The following is a 21,274-nucleotide window of genomic DNA, read 5'->3' on the forward strand; positions in this document are numbered from 1 at the left end:
TTTTCTCTTTCTAATCAATTAAATTTCGTCAACATTATGACCAGTCAGGGCTTGTCGTATTGAACGATCCATCCGTAATGCCGCAAAGTGCGCGGTAACATTATCCAACATTTTGATCTGTTTTTCGATTTCAATACTATCTTGTCCTTCAGCAATCAACTCAAGTTTATGTTTCTCTTGCATAATGATATTTAATTCACTCGCTGAAAGCAGATCTGAATCCTTGTCTAAAGCAACTTGCAAACTGTCAATCACTCTGGCTGCTTCAACTTTTTGCTCTAGCAATCGTCGAGCTAATTTATCATACTCAGCATGACTTAATGAATCCTGAATCATATTCGCGATTTCTTTATCAGTCAGTCCATACGACGGCTTAACTTGGATCGCTGCTTGTATACCTGTTGATTTTTCCATAGCGGTAACACTCAGTAAACCATCAGCATCCACTTGGAACGTAACGCGAATATGCGCACCACCTGCTGGCATTGGCGGAATACCACGTAATGTAAACTGAGCCAGAGAACGACAATCAGCAACGGTTTCACGTTCACCTTGTAAAACATGAATCATCATTGCCGTTTGACCATCTTTGAAAGTGGTAAACTCTTGGGCTCTGGCACAAGGGATAGTGCTGTTACGTGGAATGATTTTTTCCACTAACTCTCCCATGGTTTCAATACCTAATGATAAAGGAATCACGTCAAGCAGCAACATATCAGAATCAGGTTTATTGCCAACCAGGATATCCGCCTGAATTGCAGCGCCAATCGCCACAACTTTATCAGGATCAATTGATGTCAATGGCGTACGTCCAAAAAACTGTTCAACTTTATGACGTACGCAAGGCACTCTGGTGGAGCCCCCAACCATCACGACTTCAACCACCTCATCAGTCGTTACACCCGCATCTTTTAAAGCGCGTCGACAAGAGAGTAAAGTCCGATTAATAAGTGGTTCAATAATCTGTTCAAATTGACTACGACTCACTTCACCGTGCCAATCAGCAAAATCGACGTTGACACTGTGTTGTGCTGACAAATCAATTTTAACTTGCGTAGCAAGATCAAATAAGCGACGGTGTATATAAGGATCAGCATTCATATCAATATTGGCTTGCTCTGCAATCCATTTTGCTAATAGATGGTCGAAGTCATCACCACCTAATGCCGAATCACCGCCGGTTGCCAGAACTTCAAAGACACCCTTACTCAAGCGTAAAATGGAAATATCAAATGTACCACCACCTAAATCATAGATGGCAATAACGCCTTCATGACCGGAATCTAAACCATAAGCAATGGCTGCAGCAGTTGGTTCATTGAGTAAACGCAATACATGTAAGCCGGCTAAATTTGCTGCATCTTTCGTCGCTTGGCGCTGCGCATCATCAAAATAAGCTGGTACCGTAATCACTACTCCATCAAGTTCACCATCCAATGTTTCATTTGCACGAATAGCCAATGCATTTAAAATATCAGAAGACACCTGAATAGGATTGACTTTTTTATTGGGTAAATCAAGAACTGGCACGCCATTTTCTGTAGACAAAAATGCGTAAGGAAACTGCGTATTATCAATATCTGATAAGTGCCTTCCCATTAAACGTTTTATCGAACTAACCGTGTTTTGTGGATCAACCGCAGCATATTTTTTGGCGTTTTTTCCGACAGTAATTAATGCATTACCATCATGATTATTACCATAATGGACAACAGAAGGAAGTAAATGATGGCCTTCGGTATCAGGTAGCGTCTCAGCTTTGCCGCTACGTACAGTCGCAACGAGTGAGTTAGTGGTACCTAAATCAATTCCAACCGCTAATCGATGCTGGTGTGGCGCTGGAGTTAGACCTGGCTCACTAATTTGTAATAATACCATTAAATTTTCTCTTAGAATGGATGATTTATAACGGCTTCATATAAATAAAAATTATAAATCAAATTGCTTTTCTTGCAGCAGCTCTATATGTTCAATCAATCGGGCAAAATAACGTAATTTATAAACTAACGTTTTAGCGTTTTGCCAATCCGTTTGCGTAATGGCGTGAAGCAAATTATCATAAATCGCTTTTTTACGCGCGATAACTTCTGCATAAAACACATCTAACAAAGCCCAGTCTTGTGTTGATTCAATATCATCAAGCCTTTCACGAAGTTCAAATTGTTCGCTAAGAAACTCAAGATCACGAATCGTATCATGCTCTGTATCAATATCAATCCCTTGCATACTGACACGATACTCTGCCGCTTTAACTGGATCTTTTAACGTACGGTAACCTGTATTGATGGTTGCTGACTTTTGCATTATTGCCGCTTTTTCACTATCACTAGCCGTCGCATAGTTATCAGGGTGAAATTGCCGCTGTAATTGCTGATAGTGAGCACTGAGTTTTACCGTATCAACCGGTAAAATTACCGGTAATTGAAACAGGGCAAAATAGTTACTTGAGTCAAACATGATTTAAATACCTAGTTAAAAAAGGGATTAAACATTAAAGCTTTCGCCACAACCACACTCGTTTTGAATGTTTGGATTTTTAAATTTAAATCCTTCATTCAATCCCTCTTTAACAAAGTCTAACTCAGTGCCATCGATATATACTAAGCTTTTTTTGTCAACAATGATTTTAACGTTTTTGTCTTCAAATACACTATCATCATCATTGATACCATCTGCAAATTCAAGTACATAGGCCATACCAGAACAACCTGATGTTTTCACACCCAATCTTAAGCCAACCCCTTTACCGCGGTTAGCTAAGAATGATTGAACACGAATGGCGGCATTATCTGTTAATGTAATAGACATATTTAATCCTTATCTTTATCTACTAATAACGATATCGATTTATTTTTTCTTGCTCTTATAGTCGTCAATGGCCGCTTTTATAGCATCTTCTGCTAGAATTGAACAGTGAATTTTTACAGGAGGCAGTGCTAATTCTTCTGCAATGTCCGTATTTTTAATGGCTCCCGCTTCATCAAGCGATTTACCTTTAATCCACTCAGTGACTAGCGAACTTGACGCTATAGCGCTACCGCATCCATAGGTTTTAAATTTTGCGTCTTCAATGATACCCTTATCATTAACTTTAATTTGTAAACGCATGACGTCACCACACGCTGGCGCGCCAACCATACCACTACCGACATTTGGATCGTTTTTATCAAATGAACCCACATTACGAGGATTTTCGTAATGATCGACAACTTTATCACTATAAGCCATAATATTTTCCTCGTTGTTGGTGATTAGTGTGCTGACCACTGAATTTGTGATAAATCAACACCATCTTTGAACATTTCCCACAATGGTGAAAGTTCACGTAAACGCCCAATGCAATCATGAAGCAGTTTAATCACATAATCCACTTCTTCTTCTGTACTAAAACGGCCAAATGAAAAACGAATCGAGCTATGTGCTAATTCATCATTGAGGCCTAAAGCTCGCAGTACATATGAAGGTTCAAGGCTCGCTGATGTACACGCAGAACCAGATGATACGGCTAAGTCTTTTAATGCCATCATTAATGATTCGCCTTCAACATACGCAAAGCTGACATTTAAAATATTTTGTACACCATGCTCAAGTGAACCATTTAGGTATACTTCATCAATATCTTTCAAGCCATTCCATAGTCGTTCTTTTAACTTCTGTAGACGCGCCATTTCAGTTGCCATTTCTTCTTTAGCAATGTGATAAGCTTCACCCATGCCTGCAATTTGATGCACCGCTAACGTCCCTGAACGCATACCACGTTCATGACCACCACCGTGCATTTGGGCTTCAATACGAATTCGGGGTTTACGTCTGACATATAACCCGCCGATGCCTTTTGGTCCATATAATTTATGGCTCGAAAATGACATTAGGTCAACTTTGATTTTACTTAAATCGATTGGCAATTTACCCACACTTTGGGTTGCATCAACATGGAAAATAATGCCTTTTTTGCGGCACATTTCACCAATTTTCTCAATATCTTGAATAACACCGGTTTCGTTATTGACGTGCATAATTGAGACCACCACCGTATCATCACGCATCGCTTGCTCAAGTTTAGCTAAATCAATAATCCCGTCTGATTCTGGTGCTAAATAGGTGACCTCAAAACCTTCACGTTCAAGCTGGCGACAAGTATCAAGCACCGCTTTATGTTCTGTTTTGCAAGTAATGATATGTTTGCCCTTTGACTGATAAAAGTGTGCAGCACCTTTAATCGCCAAATTATCAGCTTCGGTCGCACCAGAGGTAAAGACAATCTCACGCGCGTCAGCACCGATTAAATCTGCAATTTGATTACGTGCAATATCAACAGCCTCTTCAGCCTGCCAGCCAAAACGGTGTGAACGAGAAGCTGGGTTACCAAATATGCCGTCAAGCGTTAAAAATTGCATCATTTTTTCTGCAACTCTTGGATCTACTGGCGTGGTTGCCGCATAGTCCATATAAATTGGAAGTTTCATTTATTGCTCCAATAATAAATATTATATTCTTTATTAGTTAAGATGATTGATTCGAATTAGACTACTTTGCCTATCTGCAACAGCCTGAACATCTTTGTTTTTCACTAGCTCACTTAGTGTAATATTGGTCAGGAAGCTATCTATTCGTTCACTTAGATCATTCCACAGAGTGTGAGTTAAGCATTTAACGCCCCCTTGACACCCTTCTTCACCGTGACATTTAGTCGCCGTTACCGACTCATCAACGGCTTTAACGATTGCACTAATCGCAATCTCATGCATTCCTCGCCCAAGCACATAACCACCACCAGGGCCTCTAACACTGGTTACTAAACCATTTTTTCTTAAACGAGCAAATAATTGCTCTAAATAAGATAGTGAGATTTCCTGTCGCTCCGAAATTTCAGCTAATGAAACTGGGCCATGGCTTGAATGAAGTGCAACATCAAGCATTGCTGTAACAGCATAACGTCCTTTTGATGTTAATTTCATAGATACGCCCTCTTTTGATAATGTGATTATTGTATATATCCATTACTTTTAGTCAAGTATTTAGTTGACTAATTTAGTCGGATATAAAAAATAGGCAATACCTATAAAAAAAAGTCGGTGCATAAGCACCGACAAGGAAAGTACAGGTTTTGTCTTAACGACGGGTTCGGACGATTTGATATCGTCTGAATAGATACTCGGCAGGCACACTCCATATATGCACTAAACGAGTAAATGGGAAAATTAGGAAGATTGTCATTCCTAATACAATGTGGATTTCATAAATCACGGGTACATTAGCCAAATTATGACTTGCACCAAATTGGAATGTGGCAATATCTTGACACCATTGTGATAATGACAGCATCACACTACCATCTAAGTGATGGGTAGAGGCCACAATGGTACTTAAACCGAGGATCACTTGCACAACTAAAATCACAATGACCAGAATATCCCCAGTGCTTGATGTAGCACGAACGCGAGGGTTTAATAAACGACGAATCATTAATGTGCCCCCGCCAATTAACACCATGACTCCGCAAATCCCCCCTGCGGTCATGGCTAGAATTTGCTTATGTTGAGCAGAGATGACACTTTCATAAAGCCAATGTGGTGTTAATAATCCCACCATATGGCCCAAGAAAATACCAATAATACCAATATGAAATAAATTCGAAGCCCAACGCATGTTCTTTTTACTTAACATCTGACTTGATTGAGCACGCCATGTGTATTGACCATAGTCATAGCGCAATAAGCTACCAAGCAGAAAGACAACCGTAACAATGTAGGGATAAAAATCGAAAAAGAATGAATGAATAAAGCTCATGAGCAGCTCCTTGAATCATCACCTACTGTAATATAATAGGTTGAATTATTAACACTTTTAGTATTGTCATTATTAATAGCACCTTGAAATAACACTTGGGTTTCTAACCATGCTTTATCAATGGCTTCGGTTGTATCATCTGGCGTTTCACCCGCTACTTTTTGGCGTAAGCCATCATCGTCCATTTGATGCTCTGAAAGTTGATAAAGTGTCTGGAATAAAACAGAATAAGTACTGTTTTTCTTTTCAAGACGTAATGCAATTAAGCGTAAAATTAATGCAATATTGCCTAACCATTTTTGGCACTCAGCTTTCGGTAATAAAGACAGATACTCTAAAAATAACGGTAAATAGTCAGGCAATTGATTAACGGATAATTCAATCCCCTGTTCTTTATACCGTTCAATCAAATCAACCATTGCTTGACCACGATCTCGCGAATCACCATGCACATGTTCAAATAACAGTAACGACGTCATATTCCCAATATCAAAAGTTTGATAATACATCGCTTGAGCATCAAGTAATGACATCGAAAAATAGTGGTCAATAAATTCGATTAACTGCGTCTTTTGCCCAGACGCGAGTTCATCATCATTTAATACACTAATTTCGCTAATTAATTCATCTTTAGCCTGCCACAAATCCTCAGTCGGATAGTCTAATAGACACGAGAATATTTTACAGCATCGCATTATCGACCTCCTTTTGTATCCGTAATATCCACCGCATCAATACGCTGTGCGTTAAAAAGATTAAATGGGTTATCACTACCACTACAGCCATCACCAAAAGTAAAACCACACGATCCCTGTTCAATAAAGGCGGGTCTTGATAACGTTGATGTTAATTCTGAGTGATGGGTTGGAATCACAAAACGATCTTCATAATTTGCGATCGCTAAATAACGATACATTTCTTGTATTTGCGGTTCAGTTAAGCCAACATCTTTTAGTACGTCATCATGTTTGACGTTATCAACTTCTTCACCACGTTTATAAATACGCATAGCGATCATACGTTTTAACGCTAGAATAACAGGCGCTTCGTCACCTGCAGTTAATAAATTAGCTAAATATTTTGCTGGTATTCTTAACTGTTCAATGTCTGGTAATATGCCTTGTTTATCAAGGTCTTCATTACCAATGACAGATTGAATTGGTGATAAAGGCGGTACATACCAAACCATTGGTAATGTGCGATATTCAGGATGGAGCGGTAGCGCTAATTGCCAATCAATGGCTAGCTTGTAAACCGGTGAACGCTGCGCTGCATCAATCACACTTTGCTCAACACCATCAGCCAACGCTTGTGCAATTACGTCTGGATCATTTGGATCAAGGAATATCGATAATTGCTTCTGGTATAAATCTTGAGTGTCTTCGGTTGACGCGGCATCCCGAATTTTATCCGCATCATAAAAAATCACACCTAAGTAGCGGATTCGACCCACACATGTTTCAGAACAGACCGTCGGTTGACCCGATTCAATACGTGGATAACAGAAAATACATTTTTCAGATTTACCACTTTTCCAGTTGAAATAGATTTTTTTGTACGGGCAGCCTGATACACACATTCGCCAACCACGACACTTATCTTGATCAATAAGAACAATGCCATCTTCTTCGCGTTTATAAATCGCACCGCTTGGGCATGATGCTACACAAGCTGGGTTTAAACAATGCTCACAAAGACGTGGTAAATAAGCTAAAAATGTATTTTCAAATTTGCCATACATCTCTTTTTCAATATCAGCAAAATTATAATCTTTACCACGTTTTGAGAATTCACCGCCTAAATCATCTTCCCAGTTTGGACCCGAGATGATCTTTTTAATTTTTAACCCAGTAATTTGCGAGTAAGGTTTAGCAATTGGCTGCGCTTTTGACTCTGGCGCATTTTGCAAATGTTCATAGTTATAATCAAAAGGTTCATAGTAATCATCAATTTCAGGTAAATTAGGATTAGAAAAAATTCCCGATAATAACCCAACACGGTTACCCGCTTTTAATGTTAAACGGCCCTTTTTATCAAGTTCCCAACCACCTTTCCAGCGCTGTTGATTCTCCCACTCAACAGGAAAACCAACCCCTGGTTTACTTTCTACATTATTAAACCAGGCATATTCTACACCCGGTCTATTTGTCCATACATTTTTACATGTAACAGAGCAAGTGTGGCATCCAATACATTTATCAAGATTCAATACCATACCAATTTGTGCACGTACTTTCATGAATTTACTCCTCGTCCAACCAGTCAACGTTTGCCATTTTTCTTACAACGACAAATTCATCTCGGTTTGAACCGACAGTGCCATAATAGTTAAAGCCATAAGCTTGATGAACATAACCGCCAATCATGTGGGTAGGTTTAGGATAAACACGTGTCACCGAGTTATGAATCCCACCTCGTTGACCTGTGATCTCTGAACCTGGGATATTGACCAATCGTTCTTGTGCGTGATACATAATCACCATCCCAACCGGAACCCTTTGACTCACAATTGCCCTAGCGGTTAAAGCGCCATTACTATTAAATGCTTCAATCCAATCATTATCTTCAATATTGAGCGCCTGAGCATCAATCTCACTGAGCCAAACAATTGGGCCACCACGAGATAATGTCAGCATTCGTAAATTTTCACTGTACGTTGAATGGATACCCCATTTTTGGTGTGGCGTAATAAAATTCAATGCACGTTCTGGATTACCATTCGACTTTTGATTAAGTAGTGGTTTAACGGATTTTGTCTCCACCGGTGGACGATAAACCAATAAACTTTCACCAAAATCGCGCATCCATTGATGGTCTTGATATAGTTGCTGACGACCGGTTAACGTACGCCAAGGAATTAATTCATGAACGTTTGTATAACCTGCATTATACGAAACATGTTCATCTTCTAACCCAGACCAAGTCGGACTTGAAATAATTTTTCGTGGCTGCGATTGAATGTCTCTAAAACGGATTTTTTCATCTTCTTTATTTAACGCTAAATGTTTATGGTCTCGTCCGGTAATTTTACCTAAGGCATCCCACGCTTTAACCGCAACCTGACCATTCGTTTCCGGCGCTAAAGATAAAATCATCTCAGCGGCATCAATGGCGCTTTCGATCTTAGCTTTACCGTTTTCTTGCTTACCATTAAGCTGTTTTAGAAATTCAACTTCAATATCCGTATTCCACGAGATACCTTTACCACCATTACCTAATTTTTCCAATAACGGACCAATCGAGGTAAAACGCGCATAAGTTTCTGGATAATTACGTTCAACACGCATCAAATGCGGTGCTGTTTTACCAGGAATTAAATCACATTCACCCGCTTTCCAATCTTTAACGCTATATGGCTGAGCCAACTCTGCACCAGAATCGTGTTGAATCGGTAGTGTCACCACATCGACTTCATTACCTAAATGATTCGGACACAATTCAGAGAATTTTTTAGCAAATCCTTTATAGATGTCCCAGTCACTTTTGGCTTCCCAAGCGGGGTCTACTGCCGCGGATAGTGGGTGAATAAAAGGATGCATATCAGATGTATTCATATCATCTTTTTCATACCACGTTGCGGTTGGCAACACGATATCAGAGAATAGACAAGTACTCGACATACGAAAATCAAGCGTCACAACCAAATCTAACTTACCGGTGATCGCTTCATCTTTCCATTCTAATTCGCTTGGTTTGTTTAAGCCTTGCACCCCAAGATCTGCGTTTTGAATACCGTTTTCAGTACCTAATAAATAATGCAGTAAATACTCATGGCCTTTACCTGATGAACCCAGTAAATTCGAACGCCAAATAAACATTTGACGCGGGTGGTTATTCTCATGATCCGGCGCTTCAGACGCAAAATGAATCGAACCGTTTTTCAGTGCTTCCGTCGTATAAGCAATTGGATCAATACCTTGTTCTTGCGCTAACTTATTGATGGTGAGTGGATTAACATTAAGTTGTGGTGCAGAAGGTAACCAACCCATTCTTTCTGATTTAATATTAAAATCAATTAAGCTATCACTGTATTTCGATTTATCCGCTAAAGGTGATAATAATCCCTGCGCCGATACCGTTTCGTGACGCCATTGACTTGAATGGTTATAAAAGAAAGATGTGCCGTTCATATGACGAGGTGGTCTTTGCCAATCTAATGCAAATGCTAATGGTTGCCACCCCGTTTGTGGACGTAGCTTTTCTTGACCAACATAATGAGCCCAGCCACCACCCGATTGGCCGACACAACCACATAGAACAAGCATATTAATTAAGCCGCGGTAGTTCATGTCCATGTGGTACCAATGGTTTAGACCTGCTCCCACAATGATCATCGAACGACCATGTGTTTTATTGGCATTGTCAGCAAACTCTTTGGCAATTTTTATAATTTGCGCCTGATTAACACCGGTGATCTTTTCTGCCCAAGCTGGGGTATATGCTTTGATTTCATCATAAGATGAAGCCGCATTTTGATCATCCAAGCCACGCTCAATACCATAATTTGCCATCATTAAATCATGAACAGTGGTAACGTAAGCTGTTTTACCATCTGCTAATACGATTTTCTTAACCGGTAACTTATGATACAAAACATCCGATAACGGCACATGTTTAAAATGTTCTTGCTCTTGGCTGGCAAAATAAGGGAAACCCACTTCAAGCACATCATCATGTTTGTCTAATAAACTTAATTGCAGTTTAACGTCGTTTTGTGCTAAACCTTCTTTTGCTTCTAAATTCCATTTACCTTGCTCACCCCAACGGAATCCAGCTGACCCTTGTGGTGCAACTAATGTATTACTTAATTCATCAATAGCAATCGTTTTCCACTCAGGATTATTACTTTGACCTAACTTATCAATTAAGTCATCTGCTCTTAGTAAACGCCCTGCGGTATATTTTCCATTATCAAGCGAGTCAAGCATAACAAGCATGGGTAAATCGCTGTAACGTCTTGCGTAATTTGCAAAGTATTCCGTCTCTTTTAAATGATAGAACTCTTTTAAAATAACATGACCCATTGCTAATGCAAGTGCACTATCAGTTCCTTGTTGTGGACTGAGCCACTCATCACTGAACTTAGAGACTTCTGCATAATCAGGCGTAATCGCAATAGTTTTCGTACCCTTATAGCGGACTTCACTGAAAAAATGGGCATCAGGGGTACGGGTCTGTGGGATATTTGAACCCCAAGCAATAATATATGATGAGTTATACCAGTCGGCAGACTCTGGTACATCTGTTTGTTCACCCCAAGTCATCGGCGATGCTGGTGGTAAATCGCAATACCAGTCATAGAAAGATAAGCAAGCCCCACCAATTAAGGATAAGTAACGAGCGCCGGCGGCATAAGAGACCATTGACATCGCAGGAATAGGCGAGAATCCAGCAATACGGTCAGGACCAAAAGTTTTAATGGTATAAATATTAGATGCAGCGATCAACTCATTCACTTCTTGCCAATCAGCACGAACAAAGCCACCACGACCGCGTTTTTTCTTATAGCTCTTCGATTTTTCTGCATCTGTAACAATAGAGCCCCATGCATCCACCGGGTCAGCATAGTGTGTTTTTGCTTCGCGCCATAAGCTTAATAACTGCTTACGGACTAGTGGATATTTGACGCGATTAGCACTATAAAGATACCAAGAATAGCTCGCACCACGAGGACATCCCCTTGGTTCATGATTGGGTAAATCAGGCCTAGTTCTTGGGTAATCCGTTTGTTGCGTTTCCCAAGTCACTAAACCATTTTTAACATAAATTTTCCAACTACATGATCCCGTACAGTTAACACCATGTGTTGATCGCACGACCTTATCATGTTGCCAACGTTGGCGATAAGAATTTTCCCAGTCTCGATTGGTTGATAGGGTTTCACCATGGCCATCTGCAAAGGTACCTTTACGTTGTTTAAAGTACCGTAGATGATCGATAAACTTGCTCATATTTTTTTGCTCCCAATAAAATGGATATTTACTGCGATTTATAGTTAACTTTTGTAATAATGGCGCAGGCAATATAAAACACTAAGAAAATAATTAATGCATAACTCACTGATTGGAATAACACCAATGACAGGCTAAATAATTGAGGAATGACAAATCCACCAATCGCCCCAATAGCAGAAATAAATCCTAATGCGGCTGCAGTTTCTGTTGCAGCATTTTTTGTGGCATGCTCTTTTGAATCACCTTGAGCAATCGAACGATTGAAAACGTGTTGACGAAACACAATTGCAATCATTTGATACGTTGAACCACTACCGAAACCTGCCGTAAAAAACAACAGTAAAAAGGTAATATAAAAACCAATGAATGAACCACTTTCACTAAAAATACCAGGTAACGTGGTAAACACTAAAATGACAAAGACAATCATTAGAATATAGTTGATAAATGTCATTCTAATGCCGTTAAATTTGTCAGACATTGCACCACCTAATGGTCGACCAATGGCACCAACAAGTGGACCAAAGAAAGCAAACATTGCAATATCAATGTGTGGGAATTGTGTTTTACTTAACATAGCAAAACCGGCAGAAAAGCCGATGAATGAACCAAATGTGGCAAGGTATAGTAGGCTTAAAATCCACATTGTTTTATCTTTAAGCACAACGGATTGTTCTTTAAATGATGCCTTAGCAGTTGCCAGATCATTCATACCAAAAAAAGCTAAAATTGAGAACCCAATTAAGAATGGTACCCAGACTAACGATGCATTTTGTAACCAAATTTTATCGCCATTTGGTAACACCGCAGGATCACCCACACAAAAGGGGATAAAAATAATCAAAGATGCCACAAGTTGAATAACGCTCACACCAAGATTACCTAATCCACCATTTAAACCCAGTGCTCCACCTTGATGTGATTTTGGGAAAAAGAAACTGATATTTGCCATACTAGACGCAAAATTTGCACCACCTAAACCACACAATAGAGCTATCACGACAAAAATGAAATATGAGGTGGTCGTATCTTGAATGGCATAACTTAGCCATAAACAAGGCACAATCAAAATAATAGTACTAAACGCTGTCCAGCGGCGTCCACCAAAAATGGGAATCACAAATGAGTAAGGCACGCGAAATAACGCGCCAGAAACAGACGGAATCGCAGTCAGTAGAAATAATTGATTGGTTGAAAAGTTAAACCCAATCGAATTAAGATGAATGGCAACAATACTAAATAACATCCATACACAAAACCCAAGTAATAAACACGGTACCGAAATCCATAAATTTCGGTTAGCAATTTTTTTACCGGTCTTTTCCCAAAATTGCGCATCATCAGGCTGCCATTGTTCAATGACACTCGATACTTTACTCATAATTGACTCCATAACAGGATTAAAATTTTAATAACCTTAAAAATATTATGGATAGTATAAGAAGATTGCGTTCAGAAGTAACTTCCCTAGAAGGATTACCCATAAAGTAGTATGCCACTATAGCTTTAGGGTTAGATGCGATCCTATTATCACAAAAAGATAATAGGATCGGGGGAGGGGAAATAGTTATTTAAACGATTTGACCGCCTTAACAATGTCATCAGCAGTGAGTTCATACTCTTTTTGTAAAAAGTCGAGAGTCCCCACTTGACCGTAACGGTCTTTAATCCCAACGAAACGCATTGGTACTGGATACTCTTCAGCAAGGACTTCAGCAACAGCTGAGCCTAATCCATTATGAATATTATGGTTCTCACACGTCACCACTTTACGTGTCATTTGAGCATATTTAACGATGGACTGGCGATCAATAGGTTTTAAGGTAAACATATCAATCACAGTCGCAGCGATCCCTTGTTCAGCCAATATGTCGGCAGCGATCATCGCTTGCGCAACCATAATGCCATTAGCAATTAAGGTGACATCGCGCCCTTCGCGTAAAATTTTCGCTTTACCAATGGTAAAATGTTCGCCGTCTTGATAAATTTTGACGGCATTTTTTCGCATTGTTCTAACCCAATAAAATCCTTTCAAATTCACTAATTGTTCCAAAATTTGACGGAACATCGTCGCATCAGTCACTTCAATAACATTAGCATGAGCAAGTCCTCGGACAATCCCCATATCTTCAAATGACATATGCGTGCCACCATTATGAACGGCAGTAATACCCGCATCAGAGGCAATAATTTTGACATTATTCTTTTGGTAATCGACAGACATAAATAACTGATCAAAACAGCGGCGACTTGCAAAAGCTGTAAATGTATGGAAAAAAGGGATCTTACCGGCGATGGATAATCCAGCAGCTAAGCCAACAATATGCGCCTCCATAATGCCACAATTTATCACACGATCTGGGTGTTTTTTATGCGCACTATCCATCGACATTGAACTCATTAAATCCGCTTCTAAACTCACAACATCTGTTGTTTTACCAATGATTTCTTGCATAAAATTAGAGTAGACCTTACGCATTTCAATGGGATCATTTTCAAGAATAAACATTATTTACCCTCCAATAGCGTAATCGCTTTTTCTATTTCTATTTTGATTTCATCGGTTAATCGTAGATGGTGATTGCTAGCCATATTTTCTAAATACGCCACACCTTGACCTTTAATACTATCAAGAATTACAACTAATGGTCTTTCACTATTACGCCGCGGATGTTTAACTGCAGCGTAAATGGCCGCAACATCATCACCTTTCACGGTAACAACATCAAATCCAAACGCCTTAAATTTATCCTCAAATGAAAATGGCATAATGATTTCGTCTAGCGTACCATCGAGTTGCTTCTTGTTATAATCAACAAAGATTGTCAGATTATTCAAATCATGGTGAGCAATAAACTGAAATGCTTCCCAGCACTGACCTTCATTGAGCTCGCCATCACCAACAATACAAAATACTCGGTTATAGTGATTGGATAATTTATGCGCCAACGCGATTCCCGAAGCAATCGATATCCCTTGTCCTAAAGAGCCAGTTGTTGCATCCACACCTTTGGTTCTTAATCGATCAGGATGACTCGGTAATTTGGTACCGTTTTGATTTAATGTCATCAAATCGTCTTTAGGGAAAAATCCTTTTAATGCTAATGTGCTATACAAAGCAGGACCGGCATGCCCTTTTGATAAAACAAAATAATCTCGCCCTTCCCATTTTGGGTCTTTGGGATCATATTTCATGACGGCATCATATAAAACAGCAAGGGTTTCTACAACCGAGAGCGAGCCACCATAATGACCAAAGCCTAAATGATTAAGTTGTTTTAAAGTTTCAATACGTATTTGCTTTGCAAAATCGTGTATCTGTGTGACAACATCGCTCATTTACTGCTCCTTTTTACTAACAGCCGTTTTTGGCTTAACAACATAGTTATAGATCACTAATGCAACAAATACCCCAACAATAATGCCCATAATCATCTCTTTATTAAAGAATCGAGCCATATTACCGAGGATAATGCCTACACCACAAAAATCGGTATCTGAAAACGTCGTATTGGCAAAGCCCAGTGAACCTAATACTGGCAATAACAGTACCGGCAAGAACGTGATCAATAACCCATTGGCAAATGCACCAAGCATCGCGCCACGCCGCCCTCCCATCGCATTACCAAATACCCCAGCTGTCGCACCACAAAAGAAGTGTGGCACAACACCAGGTAAAATCAGTGCTAAATCAAGTTTACCTAATACAAATAAACCGACTAATCCCCCGATAAAACTGAATAAGAAACCAATTAACACCGCATTAGGGGCGTAAGGGAATACCACTGGGCAATCAAGTGCCGGTTTAGCATTAGGCACCAATTTTTCTGAAAACCCGGTAAAAGCAGGCACAATTTCGGCAAGAATTAAACGAACACCTTGTAGAATGATAAAAACACCCGCAGCAAATGTGATAGCTTGAATAATGGCATACACTAAATAGTTATCGCCATGACTTAAATAATTCTCAACATAATCAGAACCAGCACATACCGCTAAAATTAAATAGATTGCCATCATAGTCAGTGAGATTGAAATAGAACTATCACGCAAAAAACTCAAGTTTTTAGGTAAGTTCATCTCCTCAGTTGAGCGCGAACCTTTACCAACCATCCCACCAATCCAGCCAGATAAGACATAACCGAGGGTACCAAAGTGACCAAATGCCACATCATCATTGCCCGTAATTTTACGCATTTGATGCTGAGCTAAAGCCGGAAAGAATGCCATCACAAGCCCTAATGTTAATGCCCCGGTAAAAATAAGTTGCCAGCCTTCAAAACCAACTACGGTCAGAATAATACCGATCATACAGGCCATATAAAAAGTATGATGTCCGGTTAAAAAGATATATTTCAATCGGGTAAATCTTGCAACAACGATATTTGCAACCATACCAAATGCCATAATTAAGGCTGTCGCTGCGCCGTATTCATTTAATGCCATTGAGACGATGGCTTCATTATTAGGAATAATACCTTGTAGCTGGAAAGCCTGTTCAAACATATCACCTAAGGGAGTGATTGCACTCACAACCACACCCGCACCACCACCTAAGACTAAAAACCCTAAAATGGTCTTTACCGTGCCTTTTATCGTATCAGCCAACGATTTACGCTGAGCAATTAAGCCCACCATGGCAATCACACCCACCAATACGGCCGGCACTTTTAAAATATCAACAACAAATTTGATAATATCTTGAATCATAGTGATACCTCATACAACGCAATTTTAGTGACGATTAAAATAGTCAACCAGCTTGGCTTCAAGATCGTTAATATCAATAATATTATTTAACACGATCAATTTGTTTGCAGGTACACCTGAACTCTCAGCTAAATCCTTTGTCATCACAAATAAATCTGCAGAGTCTGGCGTTGCTGACGCTAAATCAGAGTGCGTCACTTCGGCCTCTTTATTGATTTTTTTTAGCACCTTTTTTATATTTAGTTCAACCATAAAACTGCTTCCCAAACCCGAACCACAAACTGCCATAATTTTCATACTATTGATCCTTCTATTTGTCATAAAACTGATAACCGGTCAGGCACTGCAATGCATTTTTTACCCTACCATTAAGTTAGTAACGATTAACGACTGATAAAATTTGTTCCACGGTGTTAGCTTGAAAGATTTTTTGCATATCTGCGGTTTCCGAAAAAAGCTCAGCTAATTGCGTTAACATTTCAAGATGGCTATTACTATCAGGAGCGGCGAGCATAGTAATTAAATAAACAGGATCATTATCTTCTGAATTAAAACTGACACCTTGTTTAACTAATAACATCGATAAGCCGAGCTGATTGGCGCCCTCTTCAGGTCGAGCATGAGGCATTGCAATACCTGGCGCTAAAACATAATACGGGCCAATATTTTCATGCATTTGATAAATTGCTTGGATGTAGTTTGGTGAGATAATGCCATTTTCAAGTAAAGGGATTGCACTGAGTCTGACGGCTTGCTTCCAATCATCGATTGAGTCAACAATTTTGACCGTATCATGAGTTAACCACGTTGATAACATAGCACCTCCATTAATGCGAAATATGATATATGCATAATTAAAATTAGCATATTTATTCAAGCTGTTAGCAAAAGAAAACGAATTTTGTGATAGCGCTATCAAAAATAAATTAATTTTTCAAAAAAGTGTGAAGTAGCTAACAAAACGGAATAAATAACCAAGCGGTAGAGTAATATATTTAACTAATATTGGTGGATATCATCAAACCAAGACATTGTGATTTATGGCAGAGCTAAAAAAACGCAAAACGACCGGACAAATTACACTATCGGATGTTGCTAAGCTTGCTGGCGTTGGCACCATGACGGTTTCGCGGGCATTACGTACCCCTGAACAAGTCTCGGATAAATTAAAAAATAAAATCAATAAAGCCGTCAAAACCTTAGGCTATAGACCCAATCTTGCTGCCAGTACATTAGCATCAGCCGCGAGCAACAACTTAATCGCGATTATCATGCCCAATTCACACGATCATCAACTACTCCTATTAATCCGTGAAATGCAAAATTGTTTAATTGCACAGGGTTATACGCCGTTTATTGTTGAATCCAATCCACCAAGAAAGAACACTGACTTGCTGGCGATGATCAGCAGTTATAGTGTCTGTGCAATTGTCTTAATCAATATGGATAAAAATAATCGAGTTTGGCAAGTCGTTACGCATCAAAACATCCCCATAGTTCACATTGGTAGCGATGCTTTAAATTATGTCGATATTAATGTCGGACTTAATAATATGGAGGCGATGTTTCAATTAACCGAATATGTGATTAAAAAAGGCTACCGTGAAATTGGATTATTATGTGCCAATCATGAATATTCTATTTTTCAACAGCGTTTACATGGCTGGTATAAGGCCATGTTAAAGCATCATCTTCCCACCCATCGCGTGATTAATGCATCTTCACCAGCAAATTTTTCAACTGGGAGTCGGGCACTTGCCGATTTTGTGATAAATTGGCCTGAACTTGATGCCATCGTTTGCACGACGGATGAATTAGCTTGCGGGGTACTCTATGAATGTCAGCGTCGCCATATTCGTGTACCGTATCAACTGGCGATTGCTGGATTTGGGGATAGTGAATTTAGCCAAGTGTGTCACCCTCCCTTAACAACAATATCATTACCTTATAAAAGTATTGGCGAGTACGCTGCGATCCAATTATTACAGCGTTTGAGTGAAAACCATTCGTTGAACTTACCCGCGGTCGATACACCGATTATTAAAATCCGCGGGAGTTTATAACGCTAAGGCCTAGTATCATTAGCTAATTTAAGTAATGATTGACTCTCTTTAATAAATCGCTGTGCATAGTCACCAAACCATTGTGTAACTTGATTAAAATGCTCAATAAATCCAGCCTTATCACCTTGTTCAAGTAACTGAACCATTTCACCAAAACGTTGATAGTAACGTTTAATTAAATCAACATTTTCAGATGATGACATAATAATATCAGCATATAGCTGTGGATCTTGTGCAAACAAGCGACCAACCATCATCAGTTCTAAGCGGTAAATTGGCGATGATAGCGCAACAAGTTGCTCAAGATTAGCCTGTTCTGTTTGTAAATTTACACCATATGTAAATGACGTAAAATGACGTAATGCTTGAATAAATGACATACACTTATCATGTTCAGATGCGGCTATCGGATATAAGTTAGCTCCCCAAATACGCATTTGTTCAATCAGCCATTGATATTTTTGACTTTCACGCCCATCACAGTAAACAATAATCTGTTTTGCTAAATTAGGAACATCAGGCCCAAACATCGGATGTAATCCTACCACCGGGCCATCGTGTTGATTTAACATTGCTTGTAAAGGTTTTTGTTTAATTGACGTAAAATCGGTCAAGATGCAGTCTTTTGGTAAGGGGGGTAACTGCGATATGATCTGCTCGGTCTTATTAATTGGTACCGTGACAATGACAACCGCAGCATCCGCAATCACGTCAGCCGCTTGGTGCATTGTTTTAGAACCTAGTGCTTTAACATGGTAACCCGATAAGGTAAACAATCGGGTAAATAACCGCCCCATCTGTCCATTACCACCAATAATGACAATAGAACCTTGTCCGGTATAAACCTTTTTAAAACCCTTGTCATTTTCACTGTTATAAGACTCTCGCATTAATCGGCGTAAAATATCTTCAATCACATTTGGCGAGACACCCGCAAGTTCTGCCTCTTTACGTCGGCTTGCTAACATTTCTGTTTCTCGTTTTGGGTCATAGATAGGAATACCGTGCTGGCTTTTGACTTCCCCTACCTGGGTGACTAATGCTAAGCGTTTTGTTATCAACGCTAAAATTGATTTATCCACATCATCAATTTGATCGCGCAACGTTTGTAATTCAGTTGTCATAAAAAACCCCAATAATTCCTATCATTTCTGTGTCGTCTGGATTTATGTCCTGTTTGGTGATAATTCGTTATTACTATTTGCTTACAAGAGACCTGGGAAAAGATTACGAATACCGCCAACCATAATTTCAACCCCTAACGCCATCAATAACAGCCCCATAATCCGTGTGACGACATTTAATCCGGTCTTACCCAATGTACGAATAATAAAAGGTGCTGAACGAAAGAGTAACCAACAACATCCACAAAAGATTAAAATACAAATAATAAAACCAATTAAATAACCAATTGAGGGATAGTTGGTTCCCCATACAATCATAGATGTAATCGCACCGGGCCCGCCCATGAGTGGCATCGCTAATGGTACAAGTGCAACACTACTGGTTTTGGCAATCGACTCGGTAATTTCTTCTTTATTCTGTTTATTTTCACCTAATTTACCATTGATCATTGTCATCCCAATAATAACGACTAACAGACCACCGGCAATCCTAAACGAATTGAGAGAAATACTAAAAATATCCAAAATAATACTGCCGGCTAATAGCGATACAATCAATATAACGGCTACGCCAATGTTTGCAGTACGATTAGTCTGATTACGTGATTCACTATCCAGATGCTCGGTTAAACTAATAAAAACCGGTAATAAGCCAACAGGGTTGACGATAGCAAATAAACCTACCAGAAACTTGAAATAGATTTGTAACTCCATATATTCCTCAAAATTAAGGTCTGTTTTGAATACGCTTAACAGTATAGCGGATTTTTGATAGGATAATGAACAACTTTAAACAATCCAGAACTGAATATGAAAGTTATCTCATTTAACATTAATAGTTTAAGAGCAAGAATTCATCAACTTGAAGCCATTATTGATAAACATCAACCCGATATTATTGGTTTGCAAGAAACGAAAGTACACAATGATCAGTTTCCGCTCGCCGAGCTTGCGCATTTAGGGTATCACTTAAATTATCATGGGCAAAAAGGCCATTATGGTGTGGCATTACTCACCAAACAAAAGCCATTATCTGTACATTGTGGCTTCCCGAGTGATGAAGACGGTGCTCAATGTCGATTGATTGTTGCGACTTTACCGAGTGAAAAAGGCGAAATCACCGTGATAAATGGCTACTTCCCACAAGGGGATAGCCGTGATCACGAAATTAAATTCCCCGCTAAGCAAAAATTTTATCAGGATTTAACGCGTTATATAGAAGAAAAATCATTGAATCAACAATTAACGATCATTATGGGTGATGTGAATATTAGCCCAACTGATTTAGATATTGGTTTACCAGCAGAAAGTATTAAACGTTGGCTAAGAACGGGGAAATGTTCGTTTTTACCTGAAGAACGAGAATGGATGAATCGATTAATGTCATTAGGATTTATTGATACGTATCGACACGCCCACCCAGATACAACCCAATATTCATGGTTTGATTATCGTTCACGTGGCTTTGACACTAACACCGGTTTGCGTATTGATTTGATCTTAGCCAGTCAATCATTAGCGCCTTATTGTCAAGATACCGGTATTGATTTAGAAATTCGTGCGATGGATAAACCATCAGATCATGCGCCAATCTGGGCTGATTTTGCATGTTAATCATGACTTATTTGCATCA

Annotated in this window: 20 protein-coding genes; 2 read left to right on the plus strand and 18 right to left on the minus strand. The window is 39.3% G+C overall.

Annotation, left to right across the window (positions count from 1 at the left end):
* Positions 1-18: 18 nt before the first annotated feature.
* The 16 genes from hscA to ABEA36_RS13085 all read right to left on the minus strand — a co-directional run bounded on the left by hscA (position 19) and on the right by ABEA36_RS13085 (position 17,271).
* Positions 19-1,878 (minus strand): Fe-S protein assembly chaperone HscA, encoded by a 1,860-nt coding sequence (gene hscA, locus ABEA36_RS13010; protein ID WP_345492786.1) that lies wholly within the window; start codon positions 1,876-1,878, stop codon positions 19-21.
* Positions 1,879-1,929: 51 nt separating this feature from the next.
* Positions 1,930-2,457 carry a Fe-S protein assembly co-chaperone HscB gene (gene hscB / locus ABEA36_RS13015; protein ID WP_345492787.1) on the minus strand — a complete coding sequence of 176 codons (528 nt, stop codon included), beginning with the start codon at positions 2,455-2,457 and terminating at the stop codon, positions 1,930-1,932.
* Between the two features lie 27 nt (positions 2,458-2,484).
* The gene (gene iscA, locus ABEA36_RS13020) at positions 2,485-2,808 is read right to left on the minus strand and encodes an iron-sulfur cluster assembly protein IscA (RefSeq protein ID WP_345492788.1); all 324 of its coding nucleotides are present in this window, start codon (positions 2,806-2,808) and stop codon (positions 2,485-2,487) included.
* Between the two features lie 39 nt (positions 2,809-2,847).
* Positions 2,848-3,228 (minus strand): Fe-S cluster assembly scaffold IscU, encoded by a 381-nt coding sequence (gene iscU, locus ABEA36_RS13025; RefSeq protein WP_345492789.1) that lies wholly within the window; start codon positions 3,226-3,228, stop codon positions 2,848-2,850.
* Positions 3,229-3,251: 23 nt separating this feature from the next.
* The gene (locus ABEA36_RS13030) at positions 3,252-4,466 is read right to left on the minus strand and encodes an IscS subfamily cysteine desulfurase (protein WP_345492790.1); all 1,215 of its coding nucleotides are present in this window, start codon (positions 4,464-4,466) and stop codon (positions 3,252-3,254) included.
* Between the two features lie 33 nt (positions 4,467-4,499).
* Positions 4,500-4,958 carry a Fe-S cluster assembly transcriptional regulator IscR gene (iscR, locus tag ABEA36_RS13035; RefSeq protein ID WP_345492791.1) on the minus strand — a complete coding sequence of 153 codons (459 nt, stop codon included), beginning with the start codon at positions 4,956-4,958 and terminating at the stop codon, positions 4,500-4,502.
* A gap of 154 nt (positions 4,959-5,112) precedes the next feature.
* On the minus strand, positions 5,113-5,790 hold the full coding sequence (narI, locus tag ABEA36_RS13040) for a respiratory nitrate reductase subunit gamma (protein WP_345492792.1): 678 nt from the start codon (positions 5,788-5,790) through the stop codon (positions 5,113-5,115).
* Positions 5,787-6,485: a nitrate reductase molybdenum cofactor assembly chaperone gene (gene narJ / locus ABEA36_RS13045; protein WP_345492793.1), complete on the minus strand. Its 699-nt coding sequence runs from the start codon at positions 6,483-6,485 to the stop codon at positions 5,787-5,789. Before narJ ends, narI begins: the two co-directional genes overlap by 4 nt.
* Positions 6,485-8,029 (minus strand): nitrate reductase subunit beta, encoded by a 1,545-nt coding sequence (gene narH, locus ABEA36_RS13050; protein ID WP_345492794.1) that lies wholly within the window; start codon positions 8,027-8,029, stop codon positions 6,485-6,487. The genes narJ and narH overlap by 1 nt, the downstream gene beginning before the upstream one ends.
* A gap of 4 nt (positions 8,030-8,033) precedes the next feature.
* Entirely contained in the window at positions 8,034-11,741 is a 3,708-nt protein-coding gene (locus ABEA36_RS13055) for a nitrate reductase subunit alpha (protein ID WP_345492795.1), read from the minus strand.
* A 28-nt stretch (positions 11,742-11,769) separates the two neighbouring features.
* Positions 11,770-13,125, minus strand: coding sequence for a NarK family nitrate/nitrite MFS transporter (locus tag ABEA36_RS13060; RefSeq protein ID WP_345492796.1), 1,356 nt, complete (start codon positions 13,123-13,125; stop codon positions 11,770-11,772).
* Between the two features lie 186 nt (positions 13,126-13,311).
* Entirely contained in the window at positions 13,312-14,253 is a 942-nt protein-coding gene (locus ABEA36_RS13065) for a transketolase family protein (RefSeq protein WP_345492797.1), read from the minus strand.
* The gene (locus tag ABEA36_RS13070) at positions 14,253-15,083 is read right to left on the minus strand and encodes a transketolase (RefSeq protein WP_345492798.1); all 831 of its coding nucleotides are present in this window, start codon (positions 15,081-15,083) and stop codon (positions 14,253-14,255) included. Before ABEA36_RS13070 ends, ABEA36_RS13065 begins: the two co-directional genes overlap by 1 nt.
* Complete coding sequence (gene ulaA, locus ABEA36_RS13075) at positions 15,084-16,454, minus strand: PTS ascorbate transporter subunit IIC (RefSeq protein ID WP_345492799.1); 1,371 nt, start codon at positions 16,452-16,454, stop codon at positions 15,084-15,086. It abuts the gene before it with no gap.
* A gap of 24 nt (positions 16,455-16,478) precedes the next feature.
* Positions 16,479-16,751 (minus strand): PTS sugar transporter subunit IIB, encoded by a 273-nt coding sequence (locus ABEA36_RS13080; RefSeq protein ID WP_345492800.1) that lies wholly within the window; start codon positions 16,749-16,751, stop codon positions 16,479-16,481.
* Positions 16,752-16,827: 76 nt separating this feature from the next.
* Positions 16,828-17,271, minus strand: coding sequence for a PTS sugar transporter subunit IIA (locus ABEA36_RS13085; RefSeq protein ID WP_345492801.1), 444 nt, complete (start codon positions 17,269-17,271; stop codon positions 16,828-16,830).
* Between the two features lie 223 nt (positions 17,272-17,494).
* Between ABEA36_RS13085 and ABEA36_RS13090 the strand changes: the two genes are divergently transcribed.
* Complete coding sequence (locus tag ABEA36_RS13090) at positions 17,495-18,517, plus strand: LacI family DNA-binding transcriptional regulator (protein WP_345492802.1); 1,023 nt, start codon at positions 17,495-17,497, stop codon at positions 18,515-18,517.
* A 2-nt stretch (positions 18,518-18,519) separates the two neighbouring features.
* Here ABEA36_RS13090 and tyrA read toward each other — a convergent pair whose 3' ends face one another.
* Entirely contained in the window at positions 18,520-19,641 is a 1,122-nt protein-coding gene (gene tyrA / locus ABEA36_RS13095) for a bifunctional chorismate mutase/prephenate dehydrogenase (protein WP_345492803.1), read from the minus strand.
* Positions 19,642-19,722: 81 nt separating this feature from the next.
* Positions 19,723-20,355: a YchE family NAAT transporter gene (locus ABEA36_RS13100; RefSeq protein ID WP_345492804.1), complete on the minus strand. Its 633-nt coding sequence runs from the start codon at positions 20,353-20,355 to the stop codon at positions 19,723-19,725.
* A gap of 96 nt (positions 20,356-20,451) precedes the next feature.
* On the opposite strand from ABEA36_RS13100, the gene xthA reads away from it, so the two are divergent.
* Positions 20,452-21,255, plus strand: a complete 804-nt coding sequence (gene xthA / locus ABEA36_RS13105) for an exodeoxyribonuclease III (protein WP_345492805.1) — start codon at positions 20,452-20,454, stop codon at positions 21,253-21,255.
* The last annotated feature ends 19 nt before the right edge of the window (positions 21,256-21,274 follow it).

Origin of the sequence: Orbus sasakiae, from assembly GCF_039542345.1 — a bacterium.
Classification (GTDB): domain Bacteria; phylum Pseudomonadota; class Gammaproteobacteria; order Enterobacterales; family Orbaceae; genus Orbus; species Orbus sasakiae.

Coding starts and splice junctions, on each gene's coding strand:
- hscA (WP_345492786.1), bottom strand. CDS start 1,878: ATGGTATTATTACAAATTAGTGAGCCAGGTCTAACTCCAGCGCCACAC.
- hscB (WP_345492787.1), bottom strand. CDS start 2,457: ATGTTTGACTCAAGTAACTATTTTGCCCTGTTTCAATTACCGGTAATT.
- iscA (WP_345492788.1), bottom strand. CDS start 2,808: ATGTCTATTACATTAACAGATAATGCCGCCATTCGTGTTCAATCATTC.
- iscU (WP_345492789.1), bottom strand. CDS start 3,228: ATGGCTTATAGTGATAAAGTTGTCGATCATTACGAAAATCCTCGTAAT.
- ABEA36_RS13030 (WP_345492790.1), bottom strand. CDS start 4,466: ATGAAACTTCCAATTTATATGGACTATGCGGCAACCACGCCAGTAGAT.
- iscR (WP_345492791.1), bottom strand. CDS start 4,958: ATGAAATTAACATCAAAAGGACGTTATGCTGTTACAGCAATGCTTGAT.
- narI (WP_345492792.1), bottom strand. CDS start 5,790: ATGAGCTTTATTCATTCATTCTTTTTCGATTTTTATCCCTACATTGTT.
- narJ (WP_345492793.1), bottom strand. CDS start 6,485: ATGCGATGCTGTAAAATATTCTCGTGTCTATTAGACTATCCGACTGAG.
- narH (WP_345492794.1), bottom strand. CDS start 8,029: ATGAAAGTACGTGCACAAATTGGTATGGTATTGAATCTTGATAAATGT.
- ABEA36_RS13055 (WP_345492795.1), bottom strand. CDS start 11,741: ATGAGCAAGTTTATCGATCATCTACGGTACTTTAAACAACGTAAAGGT.
- ABEA36_RS13060 (WP_345492796.1), bottom strand. CDS start 13,125: ATGAGTAAAGTATCGAGTGTCATTGAACAATGGCAGCCTGATGATGCG.
- ABEA36_RS13065 (WP_345492797.1), bottom strand. CDS start 14,253: ATGTTTATTCTTGAAAATGATCCCATTGAAATGCGTAAGGTCTACTCT.
- ABEA36_RS13070 (WP_345492798.1), bottom strand. CDS start 15,083: ATGAGCGATGTTGTCACACAGATACACGATTTTGCAAAGCAAATACGT.
- ulaA (WP_345492799.1), bottom strand. CDS start 16,454: ATGATTCAAGATATTATCAAATTTGTTGTTGATATTTTAAAAGTGCCG.
- ABEA36_RS13080 (WP_345492800.1), bottom strand. CDS start 16,751: ATGAAAATTATGGCAGTTTGTGGTTCGGGTTTGGGAAGCAGTTTTATG.
- ABEA36_RS13085 (WP_345492801.1), bottom strand. CDS start 17,271: ATGTTATCAACGTGGTTAACTCATGATACGGTCAAAATTGTTGACTCA.
- ABEA36_RS13090 (WP_345492802.1), top strand. CDS start 17,495: ATGGCAGAGCTAAAAAAACGCAAAACGACCGGACAAATTACACTATCG.
- tyrA (WP_345492803.1), bottom strand. CDS start 19,641: ATGACAACTGAATTACAAACGTTGCGCGATCAAATTGATGATGTGGAT.
- ABEA36_RS13100 (WP_345492804.1), bottom strand. CDS start 20,355: ATGGAGTTACAAATCTATTTCAAGTTTCTGGTAGGTTTATTTGCTATC.
- xthA (WP_345492805.1), top strand. CDS start 20,452: ATGAAAGTTATCTCATTTAACATTAATAGTTTAAGAGCAAGAATTCAT.